The 25491-nt window shown below is 68.6% G+C and carries 22 protein-coding genes; 16 read left to right on the top strand and 6 right to left on the bottom strand.

Features of this window, described 5'->3' with window-relative positions; translation table 11 throughout:
• Positions 1–20: 20 nt before the first annotated feature.
• From PLE19_01230 to PLE19_01245, 4 genes are all read left to right on the top strand, one after another.
• Positions 21–974 carry a sugar phosphate isomerase/epimerase family protein gene (locus PLE19_01230; GenBank protein ID HPD13540.1) on the top strand — a complete coding sequence of 318 codons (954 nt, stop codon included), beginning with the start codon at positions 21–23 and terminating at the stop codon, positions 972–974.
• A 64-nt stretch (positions 975–1038) separates the two neighbouring features.
• Positions 1039–1269: a DUF6364 family protein gene (locus PLE19_01235; protein HPD13541.1), complete on the top strand. Its 231-nt coding sequence runs from the start codon at positions 1039–1041 to the stop codon at positions 1267–1269.
• A complete protein-coding gene (locus tag PLE19_01240; protein ID HPD13542.1) occupies positions 1266–1691 on the top strand; it encodes a PIN domain-containing protein in 426 nt (141 codons plus the stop codon). Before PLE19_01235 ends, PLE19_01240 begins: the two co-directional genes overlap by 4 nt.
• Positions 1692–1804: 113 nt before the next feature.
• On the top strand, positions 1805–2752 hold the full coding sequence (locus PLE19_01245; protein ID HPD13543.1) for a ChaN family lipoprotein: 948 nt from the start codon (positions 1805–1807) through the stop codon (positions 2750–2752).
• Between the two features lie 107 nt (positions 2753–2859).
• Here the strand turns inward: PLE19_01245 and PLE19_01250 are convergent, their stop codons facing one another.
• On the bottom strand, positions 2860–3921 hold the full coding sequence (locus PLE19_01250; protein HPD13544.1) for a hypothetical protein: 1062 nt from the start codon (positions 3919–3921) through the stop codon (positions 2860–2862).
• A 267-nt stretch (positions 3922–4188) separates the two neighbouring features.
• Here PLE19_01250 and PLE19_01255 point away from each other — a divergent pair, with 267 nt between their 5' ends.
• The gene (locus PLE19_01255) at positions 4189–4341 is read left to right on the top strand and encodes a hypothetical protein (GenBank protein ID HPD13545.1); all 153 of its coding nucleotides are present in this window, start codon (positions 4189–4191) and stop codon (positions 4339–4341) included.
• A gap of 93 nt (positions 4342–4434) precedes the next feature.
• Here PLE19_01255 and PLE19_01260 read toward each other — a convergent pair whose 3' ends face one another.
• The 3 genes from PLE19_01260 to PLE19_01270 form a co-directional block, all read right to left on the bottom strand.
• Positions 4435–4842: a PIN domain-containing protein gene (locus PLE19_01260; GenBank protein ID HPD13546.1), complete on the bottom strand. Its 408-nt coding sequence runs from the start codon at positions 4840–4842 to the stop codon at positions 4435–4437.
• Positions 4843–5228: 386 nt separating this feature from the next.
• A complete protein-coding gene (locus PLE19_01265) occupies positions 5229–7502 on the bottom strand; it encodes a glycoside hydrolase family 127 protein (protein ID HPD13547.1) in 2274 nt (757 codons plus the stop codon).
• A gap of 9 nt (positions 7503–7511) precedes the next feature.
• Positions 7512–7706: a hypothetical protein gene (locus PLE19_01270; protein HPD13548.1), complete on the bottom strand. Its 195-nt coding sequence runs from the start codon at positions 7704–7706 to the stop codon at positions 7512–7514.
• A 159-nt stretch (positions 7707–7865) separates the two neighbouring features.
• Between PLE19_01270 and PLE19_01275 the strand changes: the two genes are divergently transcribed.
• From PLE19_01275 to PLE19_01315, 9 genes are all read left to right on the top strand, one after another.
• Positions 7866–11045: a beta-galactosidase trimerization domain-containing protein gene (locus PLE19_01275; GenBank protein ID HPD13549.1), complete on the top strand. Its 3180-nt coding sequence runs from the start codon at positions 7866–7868 to the stop codon at positions 11043–11045.
• 232 nt (positions 11046–11277) lie between these two features.
• Positions 11278–12330: a diguanylate cyclase gene (locus PLE19_01280; GenBank protein ID HPD13550.1), complete on the top strand. Its 1053-nt coding sequence runs from the start codon at positions 11278–11280 to the stop codon at positions 12328–12330.
• A 28-nt stretch (positions 12331–12358) separates the two neighbouring features.
• The gene (locus tag PLE19_01285) at positions 12359–12667 is read left to right on the top strand and encodes a hypothetical protein (protein HPD13551.1); all 309 of its coding nucleotides are present in this window, start codon (positions 12359–12361) and stop codon (positions 12665–12667) included.
• Between the two features lie 66 nt (positions 12668–12733).
• Entirely contained in the window at positions 12734–13309 is a 576-nt protein-coding gene (locus tag PLE19_01290) for a hypothetical protein (GenBank protein HPD13552.1), read from the top strand.
• 94 nt (positions 13310–13403) lie between these two features.
• Complete coding sequence (locus PLE19_01295; GenBank protein ID HPD13553.1) at positions 13404–14165, top strand: sugar phosphate isomerase/epimerase family protein; 762 nt, start codon at positions 13404–13406, stop codon at positions 14163–14165.
• 75 nt (positions 14166–14240) lie between these two features.
• Complete coding sequence (locus PLE19_01300) at positions 14241–15248, top strand: substrate-binding domain-containing protein (GenBank protein HPD13554.1); 1008 nt, start codon at positions 14241–14243, stop codon at positions 15246–15248.
• A 229-nt stretch (positions 15249–15477) separates the two neighbouring features.
• Positions 15478–17019, top strand: coding sequence for a sugar ABC transporter ATP-binding protein (locus PLE19_01305; GenBank protein ID HPD13555.1), 1542 nt, complete (start codon positions 15478–15480; stop codon positions 17017–17019).
• A 298-nt stretch (positions 17020–17317) separates the two neighbouring features.
• Positions 17318–18289 carry an ABC transporter permease gene (locus tag PLE19_01310; GenBank protein HPD13556.1) on the top strand — a complete coding sequence of 324 codons (972 nt, stop codon included), beginning with the start codon at positions 17318–17320 and terminating at the stop codon, positions 18287–18289.
• A 340-nt stretch (positions 18290–18629) separates the two neighbouring features.
• Positions 18630–20207, top strand: coding sequence for a PEP-CTERM sorting domain-containing protein (locus PLE19_01315; protein HPD13557.1), 1578 nt, complete (start codon positions 18630–18632; stop codon positions 20205–20207).
• A gap of 82 nt (positions 20208–20289) precedes the next feature.
• Here the strand turns inward: PLE19_01315 and PLE19_01320 are convergent, their stop codons facing one another.
• On the bottom strand, positions 20290–21663 hold the full coding sequence (locus tag PLE19_01320) for a sigma-54 dependent transcriptional regulator (GenBank protein ID HPD13558.1): 1374 nt from the start codon (positions 21661–21663) through the stop codon (positions 20290–20292).
• 12 nt (positions 21664–21675) lie between these two features.
• Entirely contained in the window at positions 21676–22119 is a 444-nt protein-coding gene (locus PLE19_01325; protein HPD13559.1) for a hypothetical protein, read from the bottom strand.
• A gap of 966 nt (positions 22120–23085) precedes the next feature.
• Between PLE19_01325 and PLE19_01330 the strand changes: the two genes are divergently transcribed.
• Positions 23086–23313 carry a MerR family transcriptional regulator gene (locus PLE19_01330; protein ID HPD13560.1) on the top strand — a complete coding sequence of 76 codons (228 nt, stop codon included), beginning with the start codon at positions 23086–23088 and terminating at the stop codon, positions 23311–23313.
• A 94-nt stretch (positions 23314–23407) separates the two neighbouring features.
• Positions 23408–24361 (top strand): helix-turn-helix domain-containing protein, encoded by a 954-nt coding sequence (locus tag PLE19_01335; GenBank protein HPD13561.1) that lies wholly within the window; start codon positions 23408–23410, stop codon positions 24359–24361.
• The last annotated feature ends 1130 nt before the right edge of the window (positions 24362–25491 follow it).

Here is a 25491-nt window from a genome sequence, read left to right on the forward strand (position 1 = left end):
AGCGCGTTATGAGCATTCGCGTGAGCCGTCGTGAGTTTCTGGCCACTTGCGCCGCTGGCGCCGGGCTCGCCGCCCTGGGCCGCACCCACGCCGCGGAGTTCAAGACCAAGCTCCAGAAGGCCGTCATCCTGGGCGAGAAGAGCATGAACGACGAGACGCTCAAGAGGCTCAAGGAGGCGGGCATCGAGGGCATCGAGGCGCACACGGTGCCGGTGGACGAGGCGAAGAAGGCCCGCGACCTGGCCGAGAAGTACGGGTTGAAGATCCACTCGGTCATGCGCGGCGGGTCCGAGGCCGGCCTGCGCGCCGCTCAGGCCTACGGCGCCGACGCCGTGCTCGCCCCCGTGGGCGGCTGCGGGGCCAAGCCCATGCCCGAGCCGTGGGAGTTCGACATCCAGTTCGACGAGAAGACCGGCCACATCACCCGGCTCGTCGCGGGCGACAACGAGAAGTTCAAGGCCTACATCGAGGCCCACAACCGCTCGACCGATGGCGTCCTCGCGTCCATCAAGAAGCTCCTCCCCGTGGCCGAAGAGGTCCAGGTCGCCATCGCCCTCGAAAACGTGTGGAACAACTGGTGCGTGCGGCCCGAGTTGTACAACTGGGTGGTCGCCTCGTTCAACAGTCCGTGGGTGAAGGCCTACTTCGACGTGGGCAACCACGTGAAGTACGCGGGCATCCTGCGGGGCGACAAGGTGGAGCTCGCCTACATGCCCGAGGTGTGGATTCGCACGTTCGGCCCGCGCCTCGGCAAGATTCACGTGAAGGACTACACGATCAGCCCCGACGGCAGGACCGGCAACTGGGCTGGGATAGGGCAGGGCAGCGTGAACTGGCCCGAGGTGCGCAAGGCCCTCGACGACGTGGGCTACAACGGCTGGCTGACCGACGAGACCGGCCTCGGCTGGCCCGAACTCGCCAAGCGCCTCGACCGCATCATCGCGGGCGAGGCGCCCGTGCCGAGTGGGAAGTGAATCCCGGCCCGCGCTTGACACCTACGTATGGACGGGCTAGACTATACGTATGAGAGGAGACGCCATGGAAACCAAAGCCAAGCTGACGTTATCGGTGAAGCGGTCCACCATCATCCGTGGGAAGGAGTACGCAGCTCGCCAGCGCACCACCCTCTCTCGCCTCTGCGAGGAGTTGATAGACGAGAGGACCCGCTCCGAGCAGCCACTGTGGGCAAGCAAGTGGATGGGGAAGCTCAAGAAGGCCCACCGGCCCAATGACCCCAGGATGCGCGCGCTGGAGAGGAAGTTCGGATGATCGTGCTGGTGGACACCGATATCCTGATCGATATCGTCCTCAAGCGTATGCCCTGGGCGCTCACCAGCCGGGACTGCATGGACTACTGCCAGGCGCATGCTATCCCGACCTATGTGAGCTGGCACTCGTTGGCAACGCTCTTCTACTACGCATCGGGTGAGGGCAGGGCAGCCGCAAAGGAGGCCATCAGGGAACTGCTTCAGCACACCCGCATCGTCACCGTCGGGCACGTGGATATGGAATTCGCGCTGGACCAGGACATGCCCGATCTTGAGGACGCGATGCAGGTCGCGGCCGCGGTTGCTTGCCGCGCCACTCGCATCGTTACCCGGAACACGCGGCACTATGCCCGCTCCGTCATCCCGGCCATCACGCCAGCCGAGTTGCTCAGGGCATTCCGGGCCACGAAGGGCACCTCATGACCCGGAGGGGCCTGACTTTGGGGGCGCTCGGTTGCCTCGCCGCCCTCTCAGGCTGCGGGCCGGCGGGCTTCTGGCAAGGCCATTTCCGCGACACGCTGGCAGGGGAGAAGGCCGTGACCCGATCGCTCTCCGTCCCGCGCGAGCTGGCGATGTTCAGCGGCGACGACGGCCTGGCCCTGGCCTGGGACGATCTGCTGGAGGCCGTGCGCCGGGCCGACGTGGTCGTGGTCGGCGAGACGCACACGGTCGAGGCCGGCCACGCGGTCGAACTGGCCCTCGTGCAGGACGCGCTTGCGCGGTGGCCCGGCTCGGCCGTCTCGATGGAGATGCTCACGCGCGACCACCAGGCGACGGTGGACGGCTACCTCGCCGGCAAGGTGACCGAGGAGGAGTTCATCAAGCAGGCCGGCATCGCCGACTGGGCGGGCAAGGGCACCTGGAGGAAGTGGTTCCAACCGATTGTGGATGCCGCCCGGGCGGCGAAGGCCCGCGTGGTGGCGGCCAACACGCCGCGCAGGCACGCCGAGCTGGCCCGCAGGGAGGGCTACGAGGCCCTGCGCCGCCTGCCCGAGGCCGAACGCGGGTTCTTCGGCATCCCGGCCTGGACGGTCGGCGGCTCGTACTGGCGCCGGTTCCGCGCCGAGATGCGCCGCCACGCCGCGCCCGTGCCGCCGAAGCCGGATGCCCAGAAGCCTCCGGAGAGCCCCAAGCCCCCCGAGCCGCCGGCCCAGCCGCCCGAGCCTCCGCCCAGACCCGCCGAGGAGAAGAAGCCGGCCGAGCGCAAGCCACTCGACGCGCTTGCCATGTTCCGCGCGCAGGAGCTATGGGACGCCACGATGGCGGCCTCGGTCCTCAGGGCGGCGAAGGACGGGAAGGGGAAGGTCATTCACCTCGTCGGCGCGTTCCACAGCGACTTTGGCGGCGGCCTCGTCCAGCGCCTGCGCCGCGGCGACCCCGGCCTGACCATCCTCACGATCAGCCTGGTCCCCGCCCACTCGCGCCGCCTGCGCCGCGCGGACCGAGGCCGGGCCGACGTGGTGATCTACACTGGGGGGCAGTGACGGGGCGGCTAGGAGCCTGTCCGAGAATCCCCCGTGGGCTGCGTTGCCGGCGTCAGCGGGCTGGATGCGAAGCGCGGCGACGCAGGCGATGCCCTGGAATGCATCGCTCATTTCGATGCGACGTTGAAGTTCTTCTCCACGTGGCTGCGCACGATGATGTAGGCCCCCGGCATGGTGGGCACGTAGCTGGCGCCGAAGCTGGGGTCGGCCTCGTCCATCGCCAGCATGCACTGGGCGATGAAGCGCTGCCACTTCAGCGGCTCCTCGTCGTTGTCCAGCCCGAAGAAGGCGTTCACCCGCCCCGGGTGTTTTTCGCCGTACTGGCGCAGCTTCACGAAGAGGCCCAGGCCGATGGTGTTGGCGAAGGCGGGTACAGGGGCCGAGCCGCTCGAGGTGGTTTCGTTCTGGTCAATGGTGCCGTAGGTGAGGGGCGCGCCGCGGACCCAGAGCACCTTTTCGCTGAGGGCCCTGCCCAGGCGTGCGCCGAAGGTGCTCTCCCAGAACATGATGTGGCCGATCTTGCCCACGCCGCCGGTAAAGATCACGCCGGCCGCCTGGTCGAGGAGCAGGTTCATGTCGTGCTCGTAGGCGTGCAGGCCCTCGCCGGCGGCGAAGTGGCGGTTCTCCTCGGGGATGCGCATCGCCGGCTTGATCTTGCTGTAGAACTGCTCCTCCATGTCCTGCTTGAACGAGGTCATGTAGGGGAACTGCCGCGCGTCCACCGGCTTGCCGTCGCGGCTGGCCCACTCGTCCATCGCAAAGGGGAAGACCAGGCGCGGGTCCACGCACGTGTGGTCCACGCGGTTGAGCAGCTCGGCGATGATGGGGTAGTGGCCCATCGGTCCCACGGGCGTGACCCAGATGACCGGGCGGCCGTCGCTGGTGTGCTGGACCAGCTTGCTGAAGATGCGGATGGCGAACTTGTAGTTGTGCTGCGCCAGGTCGTCCGCGAGGTCCACCTCGAAGTCCGGGTGCCAGTGCGCCTTGCGGCGGAGCAGGTCGCTGGGTTTGAACCGGCCCTGCTGCACGGCCTGGCGCACGGCCCATACGGCGGGCGTGTACTCGGCGGCGTGGCCGCGGTAGACTTTCTTTCCGCACACGGTCTGGAGGTTTTCGCGGATGATGGCCTCGAGCTTCGCGGACGCCGCGGGGATGTTGGTCTCGACCATGGCCTGTCCTCCTCAGAGACGCGGGGCGGGGCTTGGGCAACCGCGCCCGATGATACCGCGCCGCGTGCTGCTGCGCAAGCGGTTCTTGACTTGCGCGCCCCCCGCCTATAATCGGGCAGGGGGTTCGGAGAGCCGTGCGATGGATGCCGCGCCATTCCTGGCCGCGATCGCCGAGGGGTTGGCGGCCGTGAAGCTCGAGGCGGTGCTCGTGGGCAATGCGGCGGCCGCGCGACCTCGCCGTGCTCGACCTTCTGGAGCGAACCGCCCGTGAGCGAAAGCAGAGAGAAGAGGCTTGAGCGCCTCAAGGCCGAGACCGAGAAGGCCGAGCTGGAGCAGATTCGCCGCCTGCTCGCCCTTCCGCCCGAGAAGCGCACGCACTTCCTGCGCCGCCGCACCGGCTTCGTCGGCTCCGCGCTGTGATGCGCCCCTCCGGCTCGCGCCGCCGGCGGCGCCGGCTACGCGGGGCGCCCGCCGAGCATCGCCCTGCGTGCTCCGCGCCGCCGTGGCTGGCGTTCATCTGGCCGGCCAGAGCTTGAGGCCGGGGACCTGGGAGAGTTCGCTGACGTTGCCTGTGGCCAGTGTGTGATCGTGGGCGATGCAGGCCGCGGCCAGCCACAGGTCGTGTGGGTTGATCATTGCGCCGAGCGACTCGAGGTCAGCCCACAACTGGGCGTGGAGCCGGGCCGTCGGAAGGTCGCTCGGCAGGACAGCGAACAGTTCGAGGATGCGCTCGACGAAGGCGGCCCGCCGCGCCCGCACACCGGGCGATTTGGCCCGGTGCGCGCCGTGGAGCAGTTCGCTCACTGTGATCGCCGAAATCAGGCAGTCGTCCTCGCCGTGCAGGCCGGCCACGACTGCGTCAACGTCCAGCTCCTGCCGCTCGACGCCGATGAACACGCTCGCGTCAATCAGGATCCTCACGGGTCCCTCGGCCTTTCCTACCTCCGGATGAAGCGGGTTCCAACTGGGGGCACAGCGTGTGCCACATTCACTTCATCCGGCGGAGGCGTGATGGCGGTTCTTCCGGGAGGGCTCTCCCGGGGGCCTGGCGGGCGCGCCCCGCCCATACTTGCTCAACCCTGTGTGGGGGGAAGTGAGCAAGTATGGACAGATGGGCGAGGATTGGCGATTCTCGCGGTTCCGGCCATACTCGCTCACCTGCGGGATGAGCAAGTATGGGACGGGGAGTGGCTGGCGAGCGTAAGAGATTGCCGCATATATGGTTATGGGGAAGGGCCGGCGCCGCTACGCCCGTCCCCCCGATCCCCTGTTGCCGCCGGGGCAGGAGCGTTGAGCCCTGATGGGCCTCATTTCGCCTCTTCGCCGCCGACCCGCCACTCGAGGATGCCGCCGGAGGAGTCGGGCTGGAGCTGGACTTCGAGGCGAAGTTCGGCGGCGGTGACCGGTTCGAAGGTGACTTTGTTGAAGGCGTCCTTCGCGGCGCCGTACTTTGCGTCCGCGGCGAGTTTGACCTCGCGCCAGTCGTTGCCGTCCCTGTAGAGGAGCTTCCAGGAGGCGGGGATGCGGCATTGGCCGCGGCCCGTGTCGTCGAACCAGTAGACATCGCTCCACGTGAGGGTGCGGGGCTTGGGGAACTTGTAGGCGACCCATTCGGCCGTGCCCTTGTGGTCCCACCAGGTGAAGCGCGGGATGCTTTGATCGTTGGACGCCTTGGGGAGTTGCCCGTCGCAGAGGGCGTCGGTGGTGTCGCTGTGGTTGCAGTGGGAGGCGGTGGCCACGTAGGCGGGCTGAGGCGGCTCGGCCCAGCGGTGGGCATCGGGCTTGTCGCTCACGGTGGGGAAGACGGCGATGCGGAGCCGCGCGCAGCCCATGGGGATGAGGGTGACGGTCTCGATCGGCTCGGTGGTGTAGGCGGGGCTGGGCTGGAGCGTGGCGCACAGGCCGTGGCGGTCGAAGGTCCACTGGGGTATCTTGCGGGCCTTGGCGGTGAGGGTGATGGGCGCGGCGTCGGGGGTGAAGGGCTGGAGGGGCAGCTCCTTACGGACAGAATGGACAGAGATGGACTTTTCGGGGGCTGCGGGGTCTATCTCAAGGCCATAGTTCCAGGGGGTGGTGGGGAAGACGGCGAGGGCGGGCCACTTGTCGGTGCCGCCGTAGCGCTTCCATTCTTCGCCGATCTTGAGGGAGTAGCTGAGGGGGCCGCGGTCCACCGAGACGGCGCCGCCGTGTTTGGCCCAGACGCGGACGGAGAGCTTCATGGGCAGCGTCAGTTCCAGCTTATCGCCTTCTTTCCATTCGCGCTCGATGGTGAGGAAGTGGAGCGGCTCGGCCGTGGCGTCGAGGGGGGTGCCGTTCAGGGTGAGCTTCGGCGCGGCGCACCATCGGGGGATGCGGAGGTAGAGGGGGAAGCGGACCGGCTTGGCCGCGGCGATTGTGAGGGTGACGACTTCGCCGAAGGGGTACTCTGTCGCCTCGGTGATCTTCACGGTGCCGCCCTCGCCCACTTTGGCTTCGACCTCGCAGGCGGCGTAGAGGGAGGCGGCGAGGCCGTTGTCGGGCGTGGCGAGCCAGAGTTCCTCGGCGTAGTAGGGCCAGCCCATGGCCACGTTGTGCTGGCAGCAGCGGTAGCTGTGGGGGTCGTAGCCGAACATGTTGCCGCCGTTCTGGATGCCGGGGGCGTGGTTGCGGGTGTCGAGCTGCGGCTGGTTGGCGGCGGTGAGGTAGTGGAGGCCTTTGAGGTCGGGCGTCTGCGAGGCGGGGAAGTTGTTGAAGGCGATCTCTTCGCAGCGGTCGGCCCAGAGCGGGTCGCCGGTGATCCTGGTGAGCATCTGGAAGCTGTGCATGAACTCCACGATCCCGCAGGTCTCGATGGCCTGGCGGGGGTCGGTGTAGCCCTTGCGGGCGTTCTCGTCGGCGCCCATGCCGCCGCCGGGCTGCTGGCCGAACTCGCCCATGAACTCGTCGTAGTTGCGGTAGGCGGCGAGGCGGAGCTTTGCGTCGTTCGCCTGCATCCAGTAGATGGCGGGGGCGCGGAAGCACTGGGCGAAGTTCACGTTGTGGTGGTTGGCCACGCCCTGGTCCCAGCGGGCCATGCGGCGGTGTATCTTGTCGGCGAGCTTGAGCAACTCGGCGTCGCCCGTGCGGTTGTAGAGCCAGTAGACGCTCTCGAGGTTGTCGCCGGCGCGCTGCTGCTGCCAGAAGGGGCGGAGGAAATCGTCGTCGGGCACGCTGAGCTGCCACCGGAAGTATTTGGCCATGAAGGGCAGCACGCGCGGGTCGCCCGTGGCTTCGTGGAAGGACTGGAGGCAGTTGAGGGCGAGCATGTGGGGCCAGACGTCGGGCTTGCCGCCGATGTTGGTGAGGTTGGCGCGGGGGCCGAAGTAGCCGTCGTCGCGCTGGCTGCCCAGGATGCCTTCGAGCCAGACCTTCGCCTCGGCGAGGATGCGCTCGTTGCGGAGCACGTAGCCGAGGTCGCCGAAGCCCTTGAGCCAGTAGGGCATTTCTTCCCAGGGGCTGTGGCCTTCGCCCGTGGGGCTGAGCCAGGCGTTGCCTTCCTTCTTGCACCAGTGGGCGATCTCGGTGAGGTGGCCCGTCATTCCCTCGGCCTCGAGTTCCAGCATCTGGCGCAGCTAGCCGCGGGGCGTGATGGCCCCGATGGGCAGCTTCACGAAGGGGCTGGGCGCGAGCGGCGGCTTGTTCGAGACGTAGAAGGCATTGGCCTTGTCGAGCGGCGGGGCCTTGACGCACGAGACCCTGGCCTCCTCGCCCGCCGAGGCCAGCGCCACCACGGCCAGCATCACGCCCAGTGTCAACCAGAGATTCATCGCGATGTCTCCCAGGAGGACCAGAGGGGCCTTTGGCCGGCAGATTAGCGCGGGCCCGCGTGGCTGTCAAACGCCAGCGCTTGACTCGGCTCGCGGGCCGCGTATAGTGCAGGGCGGCAGATGTTCCCGTAGCCGCGACTTGCTGCATTGGAGAACGCCATGAGCCTGCGTCGCCTGAAAGCCGCGTGGTTGATCGCCGCCTCGGCTCTGTCTGCTTTCGCGGGCGCGGAGAAGCCGCTGCGCCTGCTCGCCGAGGCGGAGGATTTCAGGGTGACCCGCGGCGAGTGGAAGGTGCTGCCCTTCCCCGAGAACTACTTCGCCTCGACCTTCGCCATTTGCTTCCTCTCGCGCATGGCTTGCCTGAGCGCGCCGGCGCAGGTGCCCGCGGGGAAGGAGGCCGTGGCCACCCAAGAGGTCGCCATTCCATACGCCGGCGAGTTCCAGGTCTTCGCCCGCTACGAGCAGCCCTACAACTTCTCGGTCGAGTTCACCCTCGAGGTCGAGCAGGGGGGCAAGACCGTCTACCGTCAGATGTTCGGCCGCCTGGAAGACCCGAAGATCTGGCCGCTCAACGGCCACAAGCGCGTGCCGATGGAGCGCTTCGGCTGGGGCGGCACCGACAATATCGTGTGGCAGGTGAAGGATGCGGTGAAACTCGCCGCCGGCCCGGCCACCCTTCGCCTGATCGCCGGGCCGCAACTCGACTCGGCAGGCGGGGCGGCTCTGCCCCGCAAGATGGCCGCCGAGCGGCACGTGGACGTCGTGTGCCTCACCAACGACACCGAGGGCCTCGAAGCCCAGAAGAAGACCAGCTACCTTGAACTCGACGGCTGGCTCGTCCAGGATGGCGACCTGTTCGTGCGCTTCCGCAACCCGAAGGACGGGCTTGGCCCCTGCATCCCCGTCATCGAGCCGTTCGGCGGCGGCCAGCACTCGCCCTATTGGGTCCACGTGCGCGACTGGCCCACCACGCAAGTGCTCAAGAGCGGGCGGCTCGTGTCCGAGACGAAGTATCAGATCGCCGGCCCCCGCTCCAATGCCGTGCGCTCCGCCCTGCTTGCACCGACCCTCGACCACGCCCAGCTCAAGACCATCCCCGACAGCGAGTACCTCCAGCCCGGCGAGCGCTCGGGCTGGGTGCCGATGGGCCAGGCCCTCGACGCCCTGAACAACAGCCAGTGGTTCCCCGTCGCTAAGTACAAGGATGCCAAGCAGAAAGAGCTGGACCTCGAGATCGAGTTCGCCATCCCAACGCGCGGCGGCAGGCTCGACACCATCCGCACCGTGCGGGTCAAGGGCGCTGGCGGCTACTATTCTCCCGTGACCTTCGAGATGCCGGGCAACGTCACCGTGAATCGCACGATTCGCACGCAAGTTAAAGCTTTACAATGGCTTAGGAAGGAGATCGCCCGCTTCCCCCGCATCGGCTCCACGCCCAAGCGGCTCCCGATCTACGGGCTGATGGAGTTCAGCGGAGCCTGTAGCCAGGACAACGAGATTGGCCGGCTGGCGACCGAGATTGCCCTGGCCCTGGGCGACAACACGCTCACGCCGCTTCGCGGCCCGTGGGCCGAGCGGCTCGGCGTGCCGAAGCGCCGAAGCGCCATCGTGGCCCACTGGTCGCCCGGCAACCTCGATGCGTTCAAGAAGACCGTCGAGGACGCCGACCGGAATGGCAAGCTATCCCACGTGGCAATAGTGAGTTATGGCGACGAGATCCACATCCCGCCCGCCAAGGGCGACGACGCCCGCCTCGCTGCCTGGCTCAAGGAGAGGGGCATCGCAGTCCCCGGCGACGTGAGGTTCACCGACGACCCCGCTCAGCCGCTCTACTACTATTCGCGTCTGTGGGCCTTCGAGGAGGGCATTCGCCACTATGCTGAGGCCACCCGCTGGCTCGAAGAGCGCACCGGCAAGGCGGTGCTCACGGGGGCCAACTACTCGCCCCACGCGAACTATCTCGTGACAGATCTCCAGTGGGCTCGGCCATTTAAGATGCGCGGCATGACCATGCCATGGAGCGAAGACTATGTCTCCCAAATCCCAGAAGCGAGCGTCCAGATCGTTGGCTACCTGACCTCGGCCTTCCGCTGCGGCGCCAAGTATCATGGTCTGCCCATCCTGATGTACGTGATGCCCCACTTCCCCAATAACACACCGCGCGACTTCCGCCTCTCCTTCTACACCTGCATCGCCCACGGGGCGACCAAGATCAACTACTTCTGCGCCTCGCCTCTCGCCACGGGCGGCACCGAGAACTACATCTCCACAGAAGGCTTGGACATGTGGCGAGCCGTCCACGACGTCACCCACGAGGCAGGCATCTTCGAGGACTATGTGCTCGATGGCCGCGTGCGCCCCGCCAGAGTCGCCTTGCTCCTGTCACCGGTAGACGAAATCCTGACGGGCGACACGAACTTCAAGGGCGGCATCCACAACGCGGAGCGCAAGGCCATCTACTACGCCCTCCGCCACGCCAATGTGCCCGTGGATTTCCTCACGGAAGACGACGTAATTGACGGCCTGGCAAAGGATTACGCACTCATCTACATCACGCAGCAGCATGCCCATTCCAAGGCGATCAGAGCACTGGCCGAATGGGTGAAGGCCGGCGGCACGGCGGTCGCTCTCTGCGGCGGCGGCTTCGTGAACGAGTACGGGCAGCCCAATCCCGACGCCGAGGCCCTCTACGGCGCGAAGAGCGCAGGCATCACCAAGGACCCAGCCATGCCGCAAATACTGGCCAAACAAGACCTTCCGCCGTCCACCCCGCTTGACACCGCCCGTTGGGCGGCCACGACTGCCGAGGTCATCGCGTGGAAGCAAAGCCTCAGCCCCACCGATGGCAAGGTGGTCGGCTCGTTCGCCGGCGGCCAGCCGGCTGTGGTCGAGAAGCAGCACGGGAAGGGCAAGGCGGTGCTTTTCGGTTTCATGCCGGGCCTGTCATATCTCAAGAGCGGACTGCCACTTAGACCCGTAGACCGCGGCGCCACAGACGCCGCCTATGCTCATTACCTGCCCACGACGATGGATGTGTCGCTCCGCCGAGCCTTAGTGGAGGACTTTCTGCCCCGGGGGTTCGAGCGGCCCGTGGCGTGCAGCGAGCCACTCGTCGAGACCAGCGTGATAGACACGGCGCAGCCGCATCGGCTCGCCGTCCCGCTGATGAACTACACGGGCAGGCCGCTCAAGGCCCTCACCGTCAAGGTCAACGGGCTGGCTTCCGCCGCCCTGGTGCGCAGCGTGGCGCAGGGCAGGCTGCGGCCCAGGTTCGAGGGGGGCGCGATGCTCGTCACGCTGCCGCTCGAGGTGGCCGACATGCTGCTGGTTGACCGCTGAGCGACGCCCTCGCGCTTCGGCGAGCGCCTCGCGCGCGCGGATGCCCCGCTCGGGAGGCCCCGAGGCTGGAATCCCGCGCGGCAACGCGAGCGCTTGCGTTCGGTCGCCAGTTCGTTTATCATAATGCCCCCAGGCGCAGGCTTGCCCCGGAGGCGTGGAACCACATGACCAGGGGCGGCGAGAAGACCGGAGAACGGCCTCCTGTGAAGTGAGACTCGCGATGCAGGAACCGATGCCTCACCTTCTGGGTCTGTGTGCGGCCATTGACCGCGCGGCTGCCGGCATCTACCGCAAACTCGCCGACACGGAACCGGACGAGAAGCTCCGCGCCTGCTGGAACCAGATGAGCGAGGAGGAGGACCTGCACGTCACCTACTGGTCGCGCCTCACCAAGATGGCCGCCGAGGGCATCGTTCCGCCGCTCTTCGAGGACCCAGACAGGGTGATGGCGGAGCTCGAATCGGTCGCGCGCGACGTGGGCACGGTGGAGGCCAGCGCCGCGCAGTTGGGCAACGTGCGCGACCGCGCCCTGCTGGCCCTGCGCCTGGAGCTGTGCCTCCTTCACCCCGCCTTCGACACGCTGATGCAGTTCCTGAGCTGCCTCGAGCCCGAGGCGCCCGACCGCTACAGCGAGCATCTGGACGGCTTCCTGGTCGCTCTCTGCGAATACACCAAGGGCTCCCCCGAGCTGGACCTGATCGCCAAGACCACCCGCCAGCTCTGGCTGCGCAACCGCCAACTGCTCAAGGCGGCCAACAGCGATGCCCTCACGGGCCTGCTCAATCACCGCGGCTTCTGGACGGCGGTGGCCCCGCTCGCCCACCTGGCGCGCCGCCGCGCCGAAAACGTGGCCGTGATCACGCTGGACGTGGACGGGCTGAAGGACATCAACGACGAGCTGGGCCACGCGGCCGGCGACGAGGTGCTCAAGAGCGTGGCCGGCATTCTGCGCTCGGCGCTCCGCGAGGCCGACGTGGCCTGCCGCCTCGGCGGCGACGAATTCGTCGCATTCCTGATCGGGGTGGAGCCCGCCAGCCTGGAGGCCATCTGCCAGCGCATCCAGGCCGCCGTGCGCGCGTGCACTGTGGCCGGCAAGCCCTTCGCCGTCAGCATCGGCGCCGCACAGGGCAAGCTCGAAGGCGACGTGATCGCCGCCGTCGAACAGCTCCGGCAAGAGAGCGATCAGCACATGTACACCACCAAACCGCGGCTGCGCAACCGCAGCGCCGAACCCGGCCACCGGCCCTTCCGAGCCCCCACGCACGGAAGGAACCTGGACGCCTGACCCGCCCACCCAGTGGAGAGGCAGGACGATGAGGAGCGCCGCAGGCCGTCGCCGCTCGCGGGCGATGCCCTGGAGAGCGAGAGCTGTCGTGGGACTGGCCGCGGCGCTCGCGGGCTGCGGGGGCCTCGACCCCGCCGTCTATCAGACCACGGCTCAGACCCCCGCGAGTCAACCCCCTCAGGCCCTCCGCGTGGCCCCCCAGACCCCGATGCCCGCCGCATCCGTGGCCGAGCCGAAAGGCCGCTGGTCCGACGATGGCCTCCGCTACGAGGAGCGAGAGTCCTCCACCGGCGTGCCCTTCCTGCCCTGGCCCCTCCTGCGTTCGCGCGGCAGGTAACCTCTGTGGGAGATTCGTGGAAGGACGGCCGGCAGCGTGGTCGGGAGCTTGGATGGGAGGGGAGACGTGAGCACAGACATCCGAGTGGACGGCCGGCAGCTTCTCCAGCGCGCCTTGCAGGAGCTGGCGCCCGGCGAGGGCATTGACGAGGCCCTGCTCCGAGCCTGCAAGGCCCTCCACCCGCAGCAGGCGGCGGAAGTGTTCGGCGCCCTCGGGCACCTGCTCGACAGCCTCGGCCGTGCACAGGGCGACCGCTCGCGGTTCGACACCGTCACCCGTCTCGCCGCGGCCAAGGGCCCCCTCACCCTCGCCCTGCACACCCACGCAACATCTGTCTCGCACGATGTCCCCCTCGGCGGAGCGGTGCGTGTCACCACCTCGCGCTCGAGCAGCGTCATCGCCACCACTCTGGCCAGCGGCCCGCTCGGCGACCTGCCGCCCGAGGCCCAGGAACGCCTCCGCGCGCTCCTGGGCGGCCACCCCGACCCGCCCGCGCCCCGTGGCGCGGAGGCTGCCGGGTCTCACGCGCCGGCCGGGGCCTGCCGCCACTGCGGCCACCCGGAGCTCGGCGGCCTCCGCCGCTGCCCCCATTGCGGCCGCCGCCAGCACGTCGGCCTCCTGCGCCGCCTCTTCGGCGGCTGACCCCTGACCCCCGCTTGACACGCGGCCCGTGGACGCTACACTCTGGGCCTGCGCCCGCGACACAGGTTCTCCCTCTTCTTGGAGCAGCGAGGCCATGGCAAACGTTCTGTCGTACAGGATCGGGCATCCGGCCAAGCCCCAACTGGCGCTCGACCGGGTGAGGGCCCTCGGCATCCCGTGTGTCGAGATCAACCTCGGCCCCGACGAGGACGCGGCGGCGGTCCGCAAACTCCTGGCCGACGCTGGCCTCCGCGCCGCCACCCTCACGTCCCCCTGCCCGCTGGCCGATGCCACGCTCTTCGACCTCTTCGAGAACTACTGCGCCAAGGCCGCCACGCTCGGCTGCTCGGGCCTCTTCACGAGCGTGCACTCCGGCGGCATGCCCCTGCCGCAGGTGGTCGAGCGGCTGCGCAAGATCGGCGACATCGGCCAGAAGCACCGCGTGAAGATCGGCATGGAAACCCACCCCGACCTCTGCGAGAACGGCGCCAAGGCCGCCGCCACCATGGCCGCCGTCGCCCATCCCTGGGTCGGCATCAACTACGACACCGCCAACGTCTACTACTACAACCACGGCATCAACACCGTCGAGGAGGTCGCAAAGGAAGCCCGCCACGTCGTCAGCGTGCACCTCAAGGACACGATGGGCGGCTACCACGACGGCAACTTCCCCGACTTCGGCAAGGGCGTGGTGGACTTTGCGGGCGTGTTCAGGGTGCTGAACGGCGTCGGCTTCACCGGCCCCTTCACTATGGAATTGGAGGGCGAATGGACCACGTCGCCCGACCCCGCGGCCCAGGAGGCGCACGTGCGCGCCTGCGTCGAGCACCTGCGGGGTCTGGGCCTCGTGCCTTGACGGGCCGGCCGGCACGCCTATAATCAAGGGCAGCGTTCCCGGTTCGGTTCTGCGTTTGCCATTGGAGGTCGAACCATGGTGCGTCGGCTCCTCGCGGCGGCGACGATGTCCAGCCTTCTCCTCGCTCTCCTCGGCTGCGGCGAAGAGGGCCAGCCCGCCGGCAAGGGCGCGGAGGCGAAGAAGGGCGCGAAGAAGCTCACCTTCGCCGTCATCCCCAAAGCCCAGGTCTTCACCTTCTGGCCCACCGTCGAGCGCGGCGCGCAGGCCGCCGGCAAGGAACTGGGCGTCGAGATCATCTGGCAGGGCGCCACCGACGAAACGAAGTACATCGAGCAACAGCAGATCGTCAAGACCATGATCAGCCGCAAGGTGGATGGCATCGTGCTGGCCCCCACGAGCAAGACGGCGCTGGTGGACGTGGTGAAGCAGGCGGTGGACGCCAAGATCCCCGTGTCCATCATTGATTCGGCCATTGACACGGACGTCTACGTGTCGTTCGTGGCGACCGACAACTACGCCGGCGGCGTGACCGGGGCGCGGCGCCTGGCCGAGATCCTCGGCAAGAAGGGCAAGGTGGCTCTCATCAAGGTCATCCCCGGCTCCGCCTCCACCACGGCCCGCGAGGAGGGCTTCCGCGAGACGCTCAAGAAAGAGTTCCCCGACATGCAGCTCGTGGCCGAGGAGTACGGCATGAGCCAGAGCACCAAGAGCCTCGAGGTCACGAGCAACATCCTCACGGCCAACCCCGACCTCGACGGCATCTTCGCGGCGAACGAGCCGGGGGCGATCGGCGCGCTCAACGCCGTGAAGAACAAGAACCTCGTGGGCAAGGTGAAGATCGTGGGCTTCGACGCCTCGCCCATCCTCCTCGCCGGCATCCGCGACGGCTCGCTCGACTCCACCATCGTCCAGGACCCCTTCTCGATGGGCTACCAGGGCGTCAAGGCCATCGTGGACCACCTCGCCGGCAAGAAGGTCGAGAAGGAGGTCCACACCCGGGTCGCCCTCGTGACGAAGGACAACCTGGAGAGCAAAGAAGTGCAGGACCTGCTCTCGGCCTACGAGGAGCAGAAGCCGCGGTGACTGGAGATTGCCGATTGCAGATTTCAGATTGAAGTCTGGCAACCCTTCAGCCGAATGAAGCCGCGCGTCAGGCACGCACTTCACAGGACGAGGCAGTTCGTAGTGCGGGCTTCAGCCCGTTCTGGACGTCGAGGATACGGCCTGAAGGCCGCACTACAAGCTCCGCTTCATTCGGCTGAAGTGTTACGAAGTCTGGAGGAGAGGAGCTGCTCTCTGAGAAGGTTCGCCGATGTCTGAAATCTGCGGTCTGAAATCTGAAATCGGCGATTCTCCTGCCTTGCTCGAGATGCGCGGCATCTCCAAGAGCTTCCCAGGCGTGCAGGCGCTCAAGGACGTGAACCTCACGGTGCGCGCCGGCGAGGTCCACTGCCTGCTGGGCGAGAACGGCGCCGGCAAGTCCACCCTCATGAAAGTGCTCATGGGCGTCTATCGCCCCGACGCGGGCGAGATTCGCCTCGCGGGCCGCCCCGTGGCCATCGCCCACCCCCGCCAGGCCCTCGACCTGGGCATCACCATGGTGTTCCAGGAACTCAACCTCGTCCCCGTCCTCAGCGTGGCCGAGAACGTCTTCCTCGGCGACGAGCCGCTGCTCGTGAGGCCGCTGGGGGTGGTGGACTGGCGCACCCTGCGCCGTCGCACCGAAGAGGTGATCGCGCGATTCGGCTTCCCGCTGCGGCCCGACGACCGGGTCGGCCGCCTGAGCCGCGCCCACCAGCAGCTCGCCGAAATCGTCAAAGCCCTCGTCGTCTCCAGCAAGATCGTCGTCATGGACGAGCCGACCTCCTCGCTCTCGCTTGAGGAGACCAAGCAGCTCTTCGACATCATCCGCCGCCTGAAGGCCGAAGGCGTGGCCGTCATCTACATCTCGCACCGCCTCGAAGAGCTTCAGGAAATCGGCGACCGCGTGACTATCCTGCGCGACGGCCAGTGGGTGCACACCGGCGACGTGGCGGCGACCGACCTGGCGACGATGATCCGCCACATGGTCGGCCGCGAACTCACCGACATGTATCCCAAGGAGCGCGCCCCGTTCGGGGCCGAGCGCCTGCGCGTCGAGGGACTCACCTGCCGCGGCGGTCGCGTCCGCAACATCTCGTTCAGCGTCCGCGCGGGCGAGATCGTGGGCCTCGCCGGCCTCGTCGGCGCGGGCCGCACCGAGCTGGCCGAGGCCCTCTTCGGCGTGGCGCCCATCGAGAAGGGCAGGGTGTTCGTGGACGGCGTGGAGCGCCACTTCCGCTCGCCCCACGACGCCATTCGCGCCGGCCTGGGCCTCCTCACCGAGGACCGCAAGCGCACCGGCCTGCTCCTCAACCTGCCCGTGGGCCACAACATCACGGTGGCCGGCCTGGACCGCCTGATGCGCGGCCCCCACCTGCCGCTCGCCGCCGAGCGCCGCGTGGGCGAGGATTTCGTGCGGCGGCTCCACATCCGCACCCCGTCGCTCCGCCAGCTTGCCGTGCGCCTCTCGGGCGGCAACCAGCAGAAGGTCGTCCTCGCCAAGTGGCTCTACGCCCAGAGCCAGATCTTCATCTTCGACGAGCCCACGCTGGGCATTGACGTGGGGGCCAAGGTCGAAGTCTACAGGCTCCTGTGCGAGCTGGCCCGCCAGGGCGCCGCCATCCTGATGATCTCGAGCGACCTGCCCGAGCTTCTGGCGATGAGCGACACCATCCTCCCGATGCGCCGCGGCGAGCTGACCGGCCGCCTCGACCCGCGCCAGACCAACCAGGAGGAGGTCCTCCGCCACATGGCCTTGGGAGCCTGTCCATGAACCCACGCGGGCTGCGACGCCTTCGATTCTGGCCGCGGGCAAGGAGCGAGGAGGAGATGATACAACGGAGAGCATCATTGACGACGAGCGACGCCGCCCGCGGCCAGAAGTCGCGGCGTCCCTTCGGGTTGCGGCGCCAGCGGGGCGGCTGCTTCGTTGCGGCTCCTCGACGATGCTCTCCGTGGCATCGCCTGCGTCGCCCCGCCTTGCATCCACCCCGCTGGCGCCGGCAACGCAGCCCGTGTGGGTTCATGGACAGGCTCCTGGACGCCGACCCCGCATTCCACGGGAGCCCCCGATGAAGCACCTTCTCTCGAAATCCCTGCCCTTCCTCTTCCTCGCCACGCTCGTGCTGCTGCTGTCGTGGCAGGCGCCGGGCTTCGCCACGGTGGACAACATCGGCGACGTCCTGCGCTACACCGCCGTCTTCGTCATCATGGGCGTGGGCATGACCTTCGTCATCGTGTCGGGCGGCATTGACCTCTCGGTCGGCTCCGTGCTCGCCTTCTCGAGCGTGGTCGCCGCCTGGAGCATGCGCAGCCTGATGCCCCTGGTGTCGAGCCTCGTCGGCCCCTCGGTGGGGCTGTGTGTGGGGCTGAGCCTTGTCGTGGGCATGGCCACCGGCGCCGCCTGGGGCCTCGTGAACGGCCTGCTGATCACGCGCGTCAAGCTGCCCCCCTTCATCGCCACCCTGGCCACGATGGGCATGGCGCGCGGCTTCGCCCACCTGCTCGCCCGCGCACTCACCGGCGGGGCCACCACCATCGAGATCACCCAGCAGGAGTTCAAGTTCCTCGGCCAGGGCTTCGTGCCCACGGCGGCCACGGTCGCCGTGGTGATCCTCGGCTATTACATGCTCAACCACATGCGCGTCGGGCGCTACAGCTTCGCCATCGGCTCGAACGTCGAGGCCGCCCGCTACTCGGGCATCCGCGTCGAGCGCTACACGCTCTATGTCTACCTGCTCCTGGGCGTGCTCAGCGGCCTGGCGGGCATGATCGAAGCCTCGATGCTGGGCGCCGGCGACTCCACCCTAGGCGACGCCTACGAGCTCCGCACCATCGCCGCCGTGGTCATCGGCGGGGCCAGCCTCAGCGGCGGCCAGGGCACCATCATCGGCACCCTCATCGGCGCCCTCATCATGGGCGTCATCAAGGACGGCTGCATCCTGCTCAACATCAGCTTCTTCTGGCAACTCGTCGTCATTAGCCTCCTCATCATCGTGGCCGTGGCGTTCGACAACTTCCAGCGCCGCCGCACCGGTGCCTGAGGCTCTCACCGGCGACGCCATCCCGCCTCCGTGAGCCGACCACGGGCAGTGTATGCTTCTCAAGACACCATGTCAGAAAAACCGTGCAGTGTTGCCCTATGGACTGGTCCCTGCGGCGCGTCGCCGCTCGCCTCTGCCCTGTTCAAGCCTGCTCTCGACTCCTGCAAAGCCTTGCCAATCCTGCGCTTGCGTGCACCCTACGCAGGGCGGGCGCTCACGGGCCTGTGGGCCTGGGCGCGGTACGTGATTTGCAGTCAACCCCCGCGGAAGTGTGGGAGGTGGCCGGGCTTCCGCTCAGAGCGACAATCGCAGAAGCCCCGTGAGGAGCGAGGACCAAGGCATGGTTCGGGCCGGTTGGCGGGTCTACGCGTCGTCCATTGCTCTTTGCGCTGCACTCCTATGGTGCGGGTCGGCCCAGGCCCTGTTCATCAGCACCGACATCGGCGGCCCTGGCTTGGCGGGCAGCGTGGCGCCCGTGGGCGCGCAGCCGCCCGGCCCCGTGGCCATCTCGGGCAGCGGCGCCGACATCTGGGGCACGGCCGACCAGTGCCACTTCTGGTACGACACGTGGGTCGGCGATTTCGTGGCGATCGCGCGCTTCACGGGCCTGGTGGGCGGCGGCGATGCCTGGCGCAAGGTGGGCCTCATGGCACGCACCGACACCACGGCCGGCAGCGCCATGCAGTTCCTCGCCGCCACCCCGCAGCAGATCGCGGTGCAATGGCGCGACAGCGCCGGCGCCGGCGCCAACTGGCCGGGCGCCTTCATGCCCGGCTCGCCCAGCGCCGGGGCGGCCCCGTTCTGGATGATGCTCAAGCGCCTGGGCAACACCTACACCGCGCACTGGGCGCCCGACGTGGCCGGCGTCCCCGGCGCCTGGAGCCTGACCAACGTCAGCACCGACCAGCACGTGAACCCCGGCCTCCCCGCCAGCGTGCAGCTCGGCATCGCCGTCACCGCCCACAACAACGGCGAGCTCACCACGGGCAGCTTCGACCATTTCACCATCGCGGCGCCGGCCCTCCCCCAGGGCCGCCTCCTCGCCTACGACCACGCCAACATCGGCGGCGCCGCCTACGCCCAGGTGCTGCCCGCGGGACAGGTCGAGGGGCCGGTCCACTGGGAGCTCTGGCGCATGCAGTACGTGCCGGGCGTCATGTCCGAGTGGTACCTCAACTACAACGCCAACAGCACGGCCAATCTCCTCGGCCTCGCCACCAGCGGCCTCCCGCACCAGGACTATCTCATCTCGCAGATCGCCTGGAGCAACGTGGGCGGCGGCTCGACCTATCCGCCCGAGACCCCCTTCACCGGCGACATGGGCAACTTCAGCACCCGCCACTATGGCCAGGTGCTGATCCCCGACGACCCGAACAACCCCGGCGCGCCTCGCACCGTGCGCTTCCACGACCATAACGACGACTGGGCCGTGCTCGTGATTGACGGCCTCCTTACGAGCATCAACGACGGCAACTGGACCGACTTCAACGGCGGCTCCAACGGCGGCGGCCAGTATGCCACCCTGTCGCTCACCCCGGGCTGGCACGACTTCGAGTTCTTCCAGGCCGAGGGCGGCGGCGGCGACAATGCGCGGCTGCTCTGGGACTACGACCCGCAAGCCAACCTCTTCGGCGCGGCCGACGTGACGATTCCCACCGACTTCCTGCGCGTGCTCACCCCCGCCGAGCTGCTGGCGCTGGGCGACTACAACATCGGCGGCCCCGCCGGCAACGGCATCTTCTACAACATCGGCAACCGGCCCGGCGAGGACCTGCTGGTGCAGCTGCGGGTGTCGTACCAGGGCGACACGTGGTCCAGCCCCGTAGCCCAGTTCACCGGCGTGCCCGAGCCGGCCACGTGCCTGCTGCTCGTGGGCGGCCTGATGGCGCTGGCCCGAAGGCGCCGCCGCCTGAGCTGATCGCCCCTGCGAACACACGGGGGCCTGGGCCTCAGAGGCGAGGCCCAGGCCCCCGTCCACATCGTCGCCGCTCGTGCGGCGCTCAGGCGGTTCCCACACCCGCGTCCGCGCTCGCAGCGCCGTAGCGCCCGAGCTTGTTGCGCAGGGTGCGCGGCGTCACGCGCAGCAGGCGGGCGGCCTCGGTCTTGTTGCCGCCCGTGCTCGCGAGCGTCCTGAGGATCAGGTCGCGCTCCACCTCGTCAATCGAGCGCCCGGCTGCCAGGCCCCCGCTCGCCGCCACGCAGCGGCCCTCCACCACGTCGGCCGGCAGGTCCCCAGGCCCCAGCACCTCGCCCGCGCCTAGCACCACGGCGCGGTGGATGATGTTGCGGAGTTCCCGCACGTTGCCCGGCCACGGGTGGCGCTTCAGAATCTCCATCGCCTCACGCGCCACGGCGCGGACGGGCGAGTCGCACTCGCGGCGGAACCGCCGCAGGAAGTGGCTGACCAGCAGCGGAATGTCCTCCCGCCTTTCGCGCAGCGGCGGCAGCACCACGAGCACCACGTTCAGGCGGTGGTACAGGTCGCCGCGGAAGCGCCCCTCGGCCACCTCGCGGGGCAGGTCGCGGTTGGTTGTGCACACCAGCCGCACGTCCACCCGAACGGTCTCATTGCCGCCCACGCGCTCGAACTCCTCCTCCTCGATGGCGCGCAGCAGCTTGGCCTGGAGGTGGAGGGGAATCTCCGAGACCTCGTCGAGCAGCAGCGTGCCGCCGTGGGCCAGCTCGAACCGGCCGCGCCGGAGCGCGAGGGCGCCCGTGAAGGCGCCGCGTTCGTGGCCGAACAGCTCGCTCTCGAGCAGCGTCTCCGAGAGGGCGGCGCAGTTGACCTTCACGAAGGGCCCGCGGGCGCGCGGGCCGCCCCTGTGGGCGAGCTGCGCGATCAGTTCCTTGCCCGTGCCGCTCTCGCCCTGGACGAGCAGCGTGGCCTTGCTCGCCGCGGCCCGGCCCACCGTGGCCACCACCTCCACCAGCCGCGGGTGGCGGCCCACCAGCTCGGCGTCGCGCTCCGGCGGCGCAGGCCGCGCCGGCCGCGCGGCCAGCCGCTCGCGCCAGGCGCCCGCCCGCGCGAGCCAGTGCGCGATGCTCTCGGGCGAGAGCGGCCCGGCCACACAGCCGAAGGCGCCCGCGCGCCGCGCGGCGGCCAGCCAGCCGCCGTCCGCCTCGGGGCCCAGCACGATCAGGGGAGTATCCCGGGTCACCTCGCGCGCGGCCGCTGGCAGGCCCTTCGGGCCCCAGGCATCCTCCCGCGCCACGTCGGCGAACACGAGGTCGGCCCCCTCGCGCACCAGGAGGCGTTGCGCCTCCGCGCCGTTCTCGGCCACGGCGACCCGGCACCCGTGGCGCGCCAGCAGCTCGGTGAGAAGCGCGCGGCGCGGCCCCTCGGGGCCCGCCACCAGCACCCGCTCCACCCCCATCAAGCCCCTCCCTCATCCCGCGCAAGGGGCCGCATGGGGCGTGAACTCGGCCAGCCGGCCCGCCGCGCCGCGGGCCTCGCGCAGGGCCCGACGCGCGGCCGCGCCGCGGCTCGCCAGGAGTTCCTCGTTGCGCATCTCCTGCGCCCGGAGGCCGTCTATCGCTCCCAGGATCCGGTCGAGCAGGCCGTTGAGCCGCTCGCGCGCGTCCGGCGTCGGCCCCAGGTCCCACCACCGTTGCTTCAGCGGCTCGAGCTCCAGCTCGATCCGTCCGATCGCGCGCAGGAGCTCGTCCTTGCGCGGAAACAGGGCGGCGTACTCCGCCACCCCCTCCCCTCGACGCAGCAGGCTGCCCTGTTCCCGGGCGAGGAAGAGCAACTCCTGGTACATCTCGGCCTCCACGGCGTAGCTGCTCAGGAGCGCCTCGACCAGGGGGGTGGAGTTCGTCGAGAGGGCCATCCGTCGCTCTCCTCGAGAAAAGGGGCAGGAGCAGGACAAGGGTGTCGGGGCGTTGAGACAGCGGAGGGCAGCCGCCAGCCAGCCGTGCCGGCCCGGCGCCGGCGCGGCGTGTGCGGCACACACAGCGCGCCGCAGGCGGGAGAGCTGGCAGCCTCTGGGGCGCCTTGTCCTGCTCCTTGCCTTGGTGGCTCTTGTCGAACACCCGAACATTGCGGAACGACGAGAGCAAACCCCATGCCGGAACTCCGGCCGGCTGCCCCAAGCTGCCCGCCGACAGCGCCGGGCTGTCGGGCTTCGCGGCGGCAAATAGGTCCTCACACGGGAGTTACACACGCGGCGCACGCGCTTGCCGTCGGGCGAGCGAGCCCGGCCGCGGTGCGGGGCGGTCGGGCAGCGCGGGGGAGTTGGGGAGCCCTTGCTCTAGAGCCGCCGCCATACTCGCCGCGGGATCGGCGTAGCCGCGCGGGCGGGGGAAAGGAGGGGGAAGGCCCCGCGAGCGTCCGGCACTGTTCTGCCATCGAGCCAGCCTGAGCCACACGCCTTTGCCCAGTGATTCCGGAAACGGTGCCGCGAGTCCTTCCCCCCATAGTCCTGCGCGCCGGGCGACACCTCGGCGCGGGGTTCTGCCGTCTGTGCCCTCGGGGTCAGAGGCCCGCGCGCCGGGCGCTCTTTGCCGCCCGGCGGCGCATTCCTTCCCACGAAAAGGCCCTTTTCCGATGGCCGCGGGGGTATCTGCAACGCCCATGCCGCGCGCCGCCCCCCCTGCGTGCGGGCACACCAGGGAGCCGACGGCCCACACCGCGAGCGCTTGGGGCTGGCGAGACCCGCCCTCCCAAAGGAATGTGTACCGACTGAATATTTGGGCTTGACAGACCTTGTGCGGGTCGGTATAACCTATGTCAACCTGGCGCAGCACAAGATGTAGCATCGCGCAGGGGCCGAGACGCGCAATCTAGTGGAGGACCTATGGCCGCCTTCATTGCCGACGCTGCCAAGGCCATCGGCGTCTCTCCCGCAACGCTCAAGCGATGGTTCCGCTCCGCGAAGGTCCGCGACGTCGCTCGCGACCGCAATGGCTACCGCGTGTTCGAGCTCAGCGACATCGAGCGCCTTCGCGCCTACGCCAACCAGCGCATCGAGCCCGAGACGCCCTTCGGCCGGAACACCGACGGCCGCTCGCTGGCCGTGAACTGATGAGATGCGCCGCCGCGGGAGGCCGCGCGCCGGCGCTCTGTGTCCGATGGCAGGCCTCGTGGCTGTTCCCCGTCCTCGCCCAGGCCGCGACCCGATGTCGAACAACGCCTTCTTCAAGTTCTTCCAGGACCTCGTGCTCTCGCGCACCTGGAAGAAGCTCACGCCCTCGGCGCGCACCCTCTACCCCGTGCTCGCGATCCACACGGACCGGGATTTCAAGCCCGTGTGGCCATCGCTCAAGCGCCTCAAGCACCTCAGCGGCCTGGGCAACAGCGGCATCGCGTCCGCCCTCCAGAGCCTTCAGGAGAACGGCCTCATCCGCATCTGGTCGGGCAAGCACAAGGACGGGAACCGGAACAACACCTACCAGTTCGTCTTCTCCTACGAAGGCTGCCAGATCGACCTTGCCCCGCCACAGGGCAAGGCTAGCCCCGCTGCGGGGGTAGGCCTGTCCCCGGCAGAGGGCAAGGCTACCCCCTTCACCCACGCGCCCCTACTCCCACAGGAAGACATCCTGCCCCCACGGAAGGGCACAAACAAGAGATCCAGAACAACAGGTACCGGCCCAACCAAAACCACCACAACAATCCACGGCGACGTCCACATCAACATTGACCACGGCACTAAACCCGCTGTTGTTGACTCGCTTAAGCAGTTCTTCACCGACGCCATGGCCCGCCAGCTCGCCCACGAATACCCGCCCGACTACATCCAAGAGAAGATCGAGATCACGCGCTACAACCACGAGCGCGGCAAAGTGCGCGACCCCGCGGCCTACCTCCGCCGCGCCCTCTCGCAAGACTACAGCCGGCCCCCCGGCTTCACCACCGCCGGCGAACGCGACCAGGCGCAAGCGCAGAACAGCAAGGTCCGTGAACTCATGACCCGCATCCGCGACCGCGCCATCAAGATCGCGCGCCACCGATCTACCGGGGAGATCAGTCTCGTAGACGTTCCCACCGACCTCGCCTACATCATCCTCCAGGGGCGCCACGGCACACGCTGCATCAACACCTGGGACGACGTGCAGCAGTTCGACTTCGAGTGAACGCGGCCCGCCCCCGCCACCTGTCATTCCTGCGCCACCTCCAGAGGGGAACCTCCCGCGGGTTGCGAACCCGCGGGAGGTTAGGGTTGGACCCAGGAACGTCCGGACCTCCGCCCCCACGCGGAGCGCAGGGGCGAGCATGATTTCTCACCTTCTCATCCCTACACTCTGCTCCTTCTTCTCGTCCCTACGCTCTGCGTAGGGACGCGCCTCTTGGCCGCTCCGCGGCCTCTTCGTCTTCGGGGGAGATTGGACGCGCGAGTCAGGAACCTCCCGCGGGTTGCGAACCCGTGGGCTTCGCCAGGGGCACACACTGCGCCTGGAACCGACCTGCGAACCACCCCCCCGAATGTTCCAATGCGTTCGGGAGAGAGGCCCCTGGAGCGCACAGAAGCCGGAAGAAGGCAGGGCAACGACCCCGCAACTTCAGACATCGCAACCGCCTCACCTATCCCACACGACGCAGGCAGCAGACAGCATCCCCGGGGGGCCGAGGCGGAGAAACACGCGGCCTCCGCAGAAGCAGACTTGGCCGCCCCGATACAAGCAACCAGCCGCGACCATGCCTGGCTCCGTGACCGGCATCTCGGATAGCGCAGCCCCCCTGCGGCGCACGTTGCTCACCTCCCGCCGGCGCAGCCTCCGGTCCTGGCGACGCCACTGTCGCCCACGCGCGGGAGGAAAAAGGGTCTTCAGGGTTTCGCGATCCTGGCGTGACTGGCCCGGTGCAGGGCGCGGGCATGCCAGCTCCTCGCGGACATGGCGGTTCCTCGGGAGGGCTCTGCCGAGCGGCTGGCGGGCGCAGCCTGCCCATGCTGTATCAACCCTGTGAGGCGAGGAGTGATACAGCATGGGTAGATGGGCGAGAATGAGCGATTCTCGCGGCTCCGGCCATATTCGCTCATCTGCGCGATGAGCAACTATGGGAGCGGGACTGGCCGGAGGGCGTAAGGCAGTGGGGCATAGAGGGTTATGGGATGGCCCCCGCGGGCGCCGCGGCACCCGTCGCACGCTCCCTGATGGCGGCCGCGCCGGGATCGCCAAACCCTGATGAGCCAGGAAAAAGCTTCCATCCACCGGGCACTGTCTTCCCACGGCGCGCCGCGCGCCCACCTACTTCGACAGCGCTG

The sequence above is a fragment of the Planctomycetota bacterium genome (assembly GCA_035384565.1).
Classification (GTDB): Bacteria; Planctomycetota; PUPC01; order DSUN01; family DSUN01; genus DAOOIT01.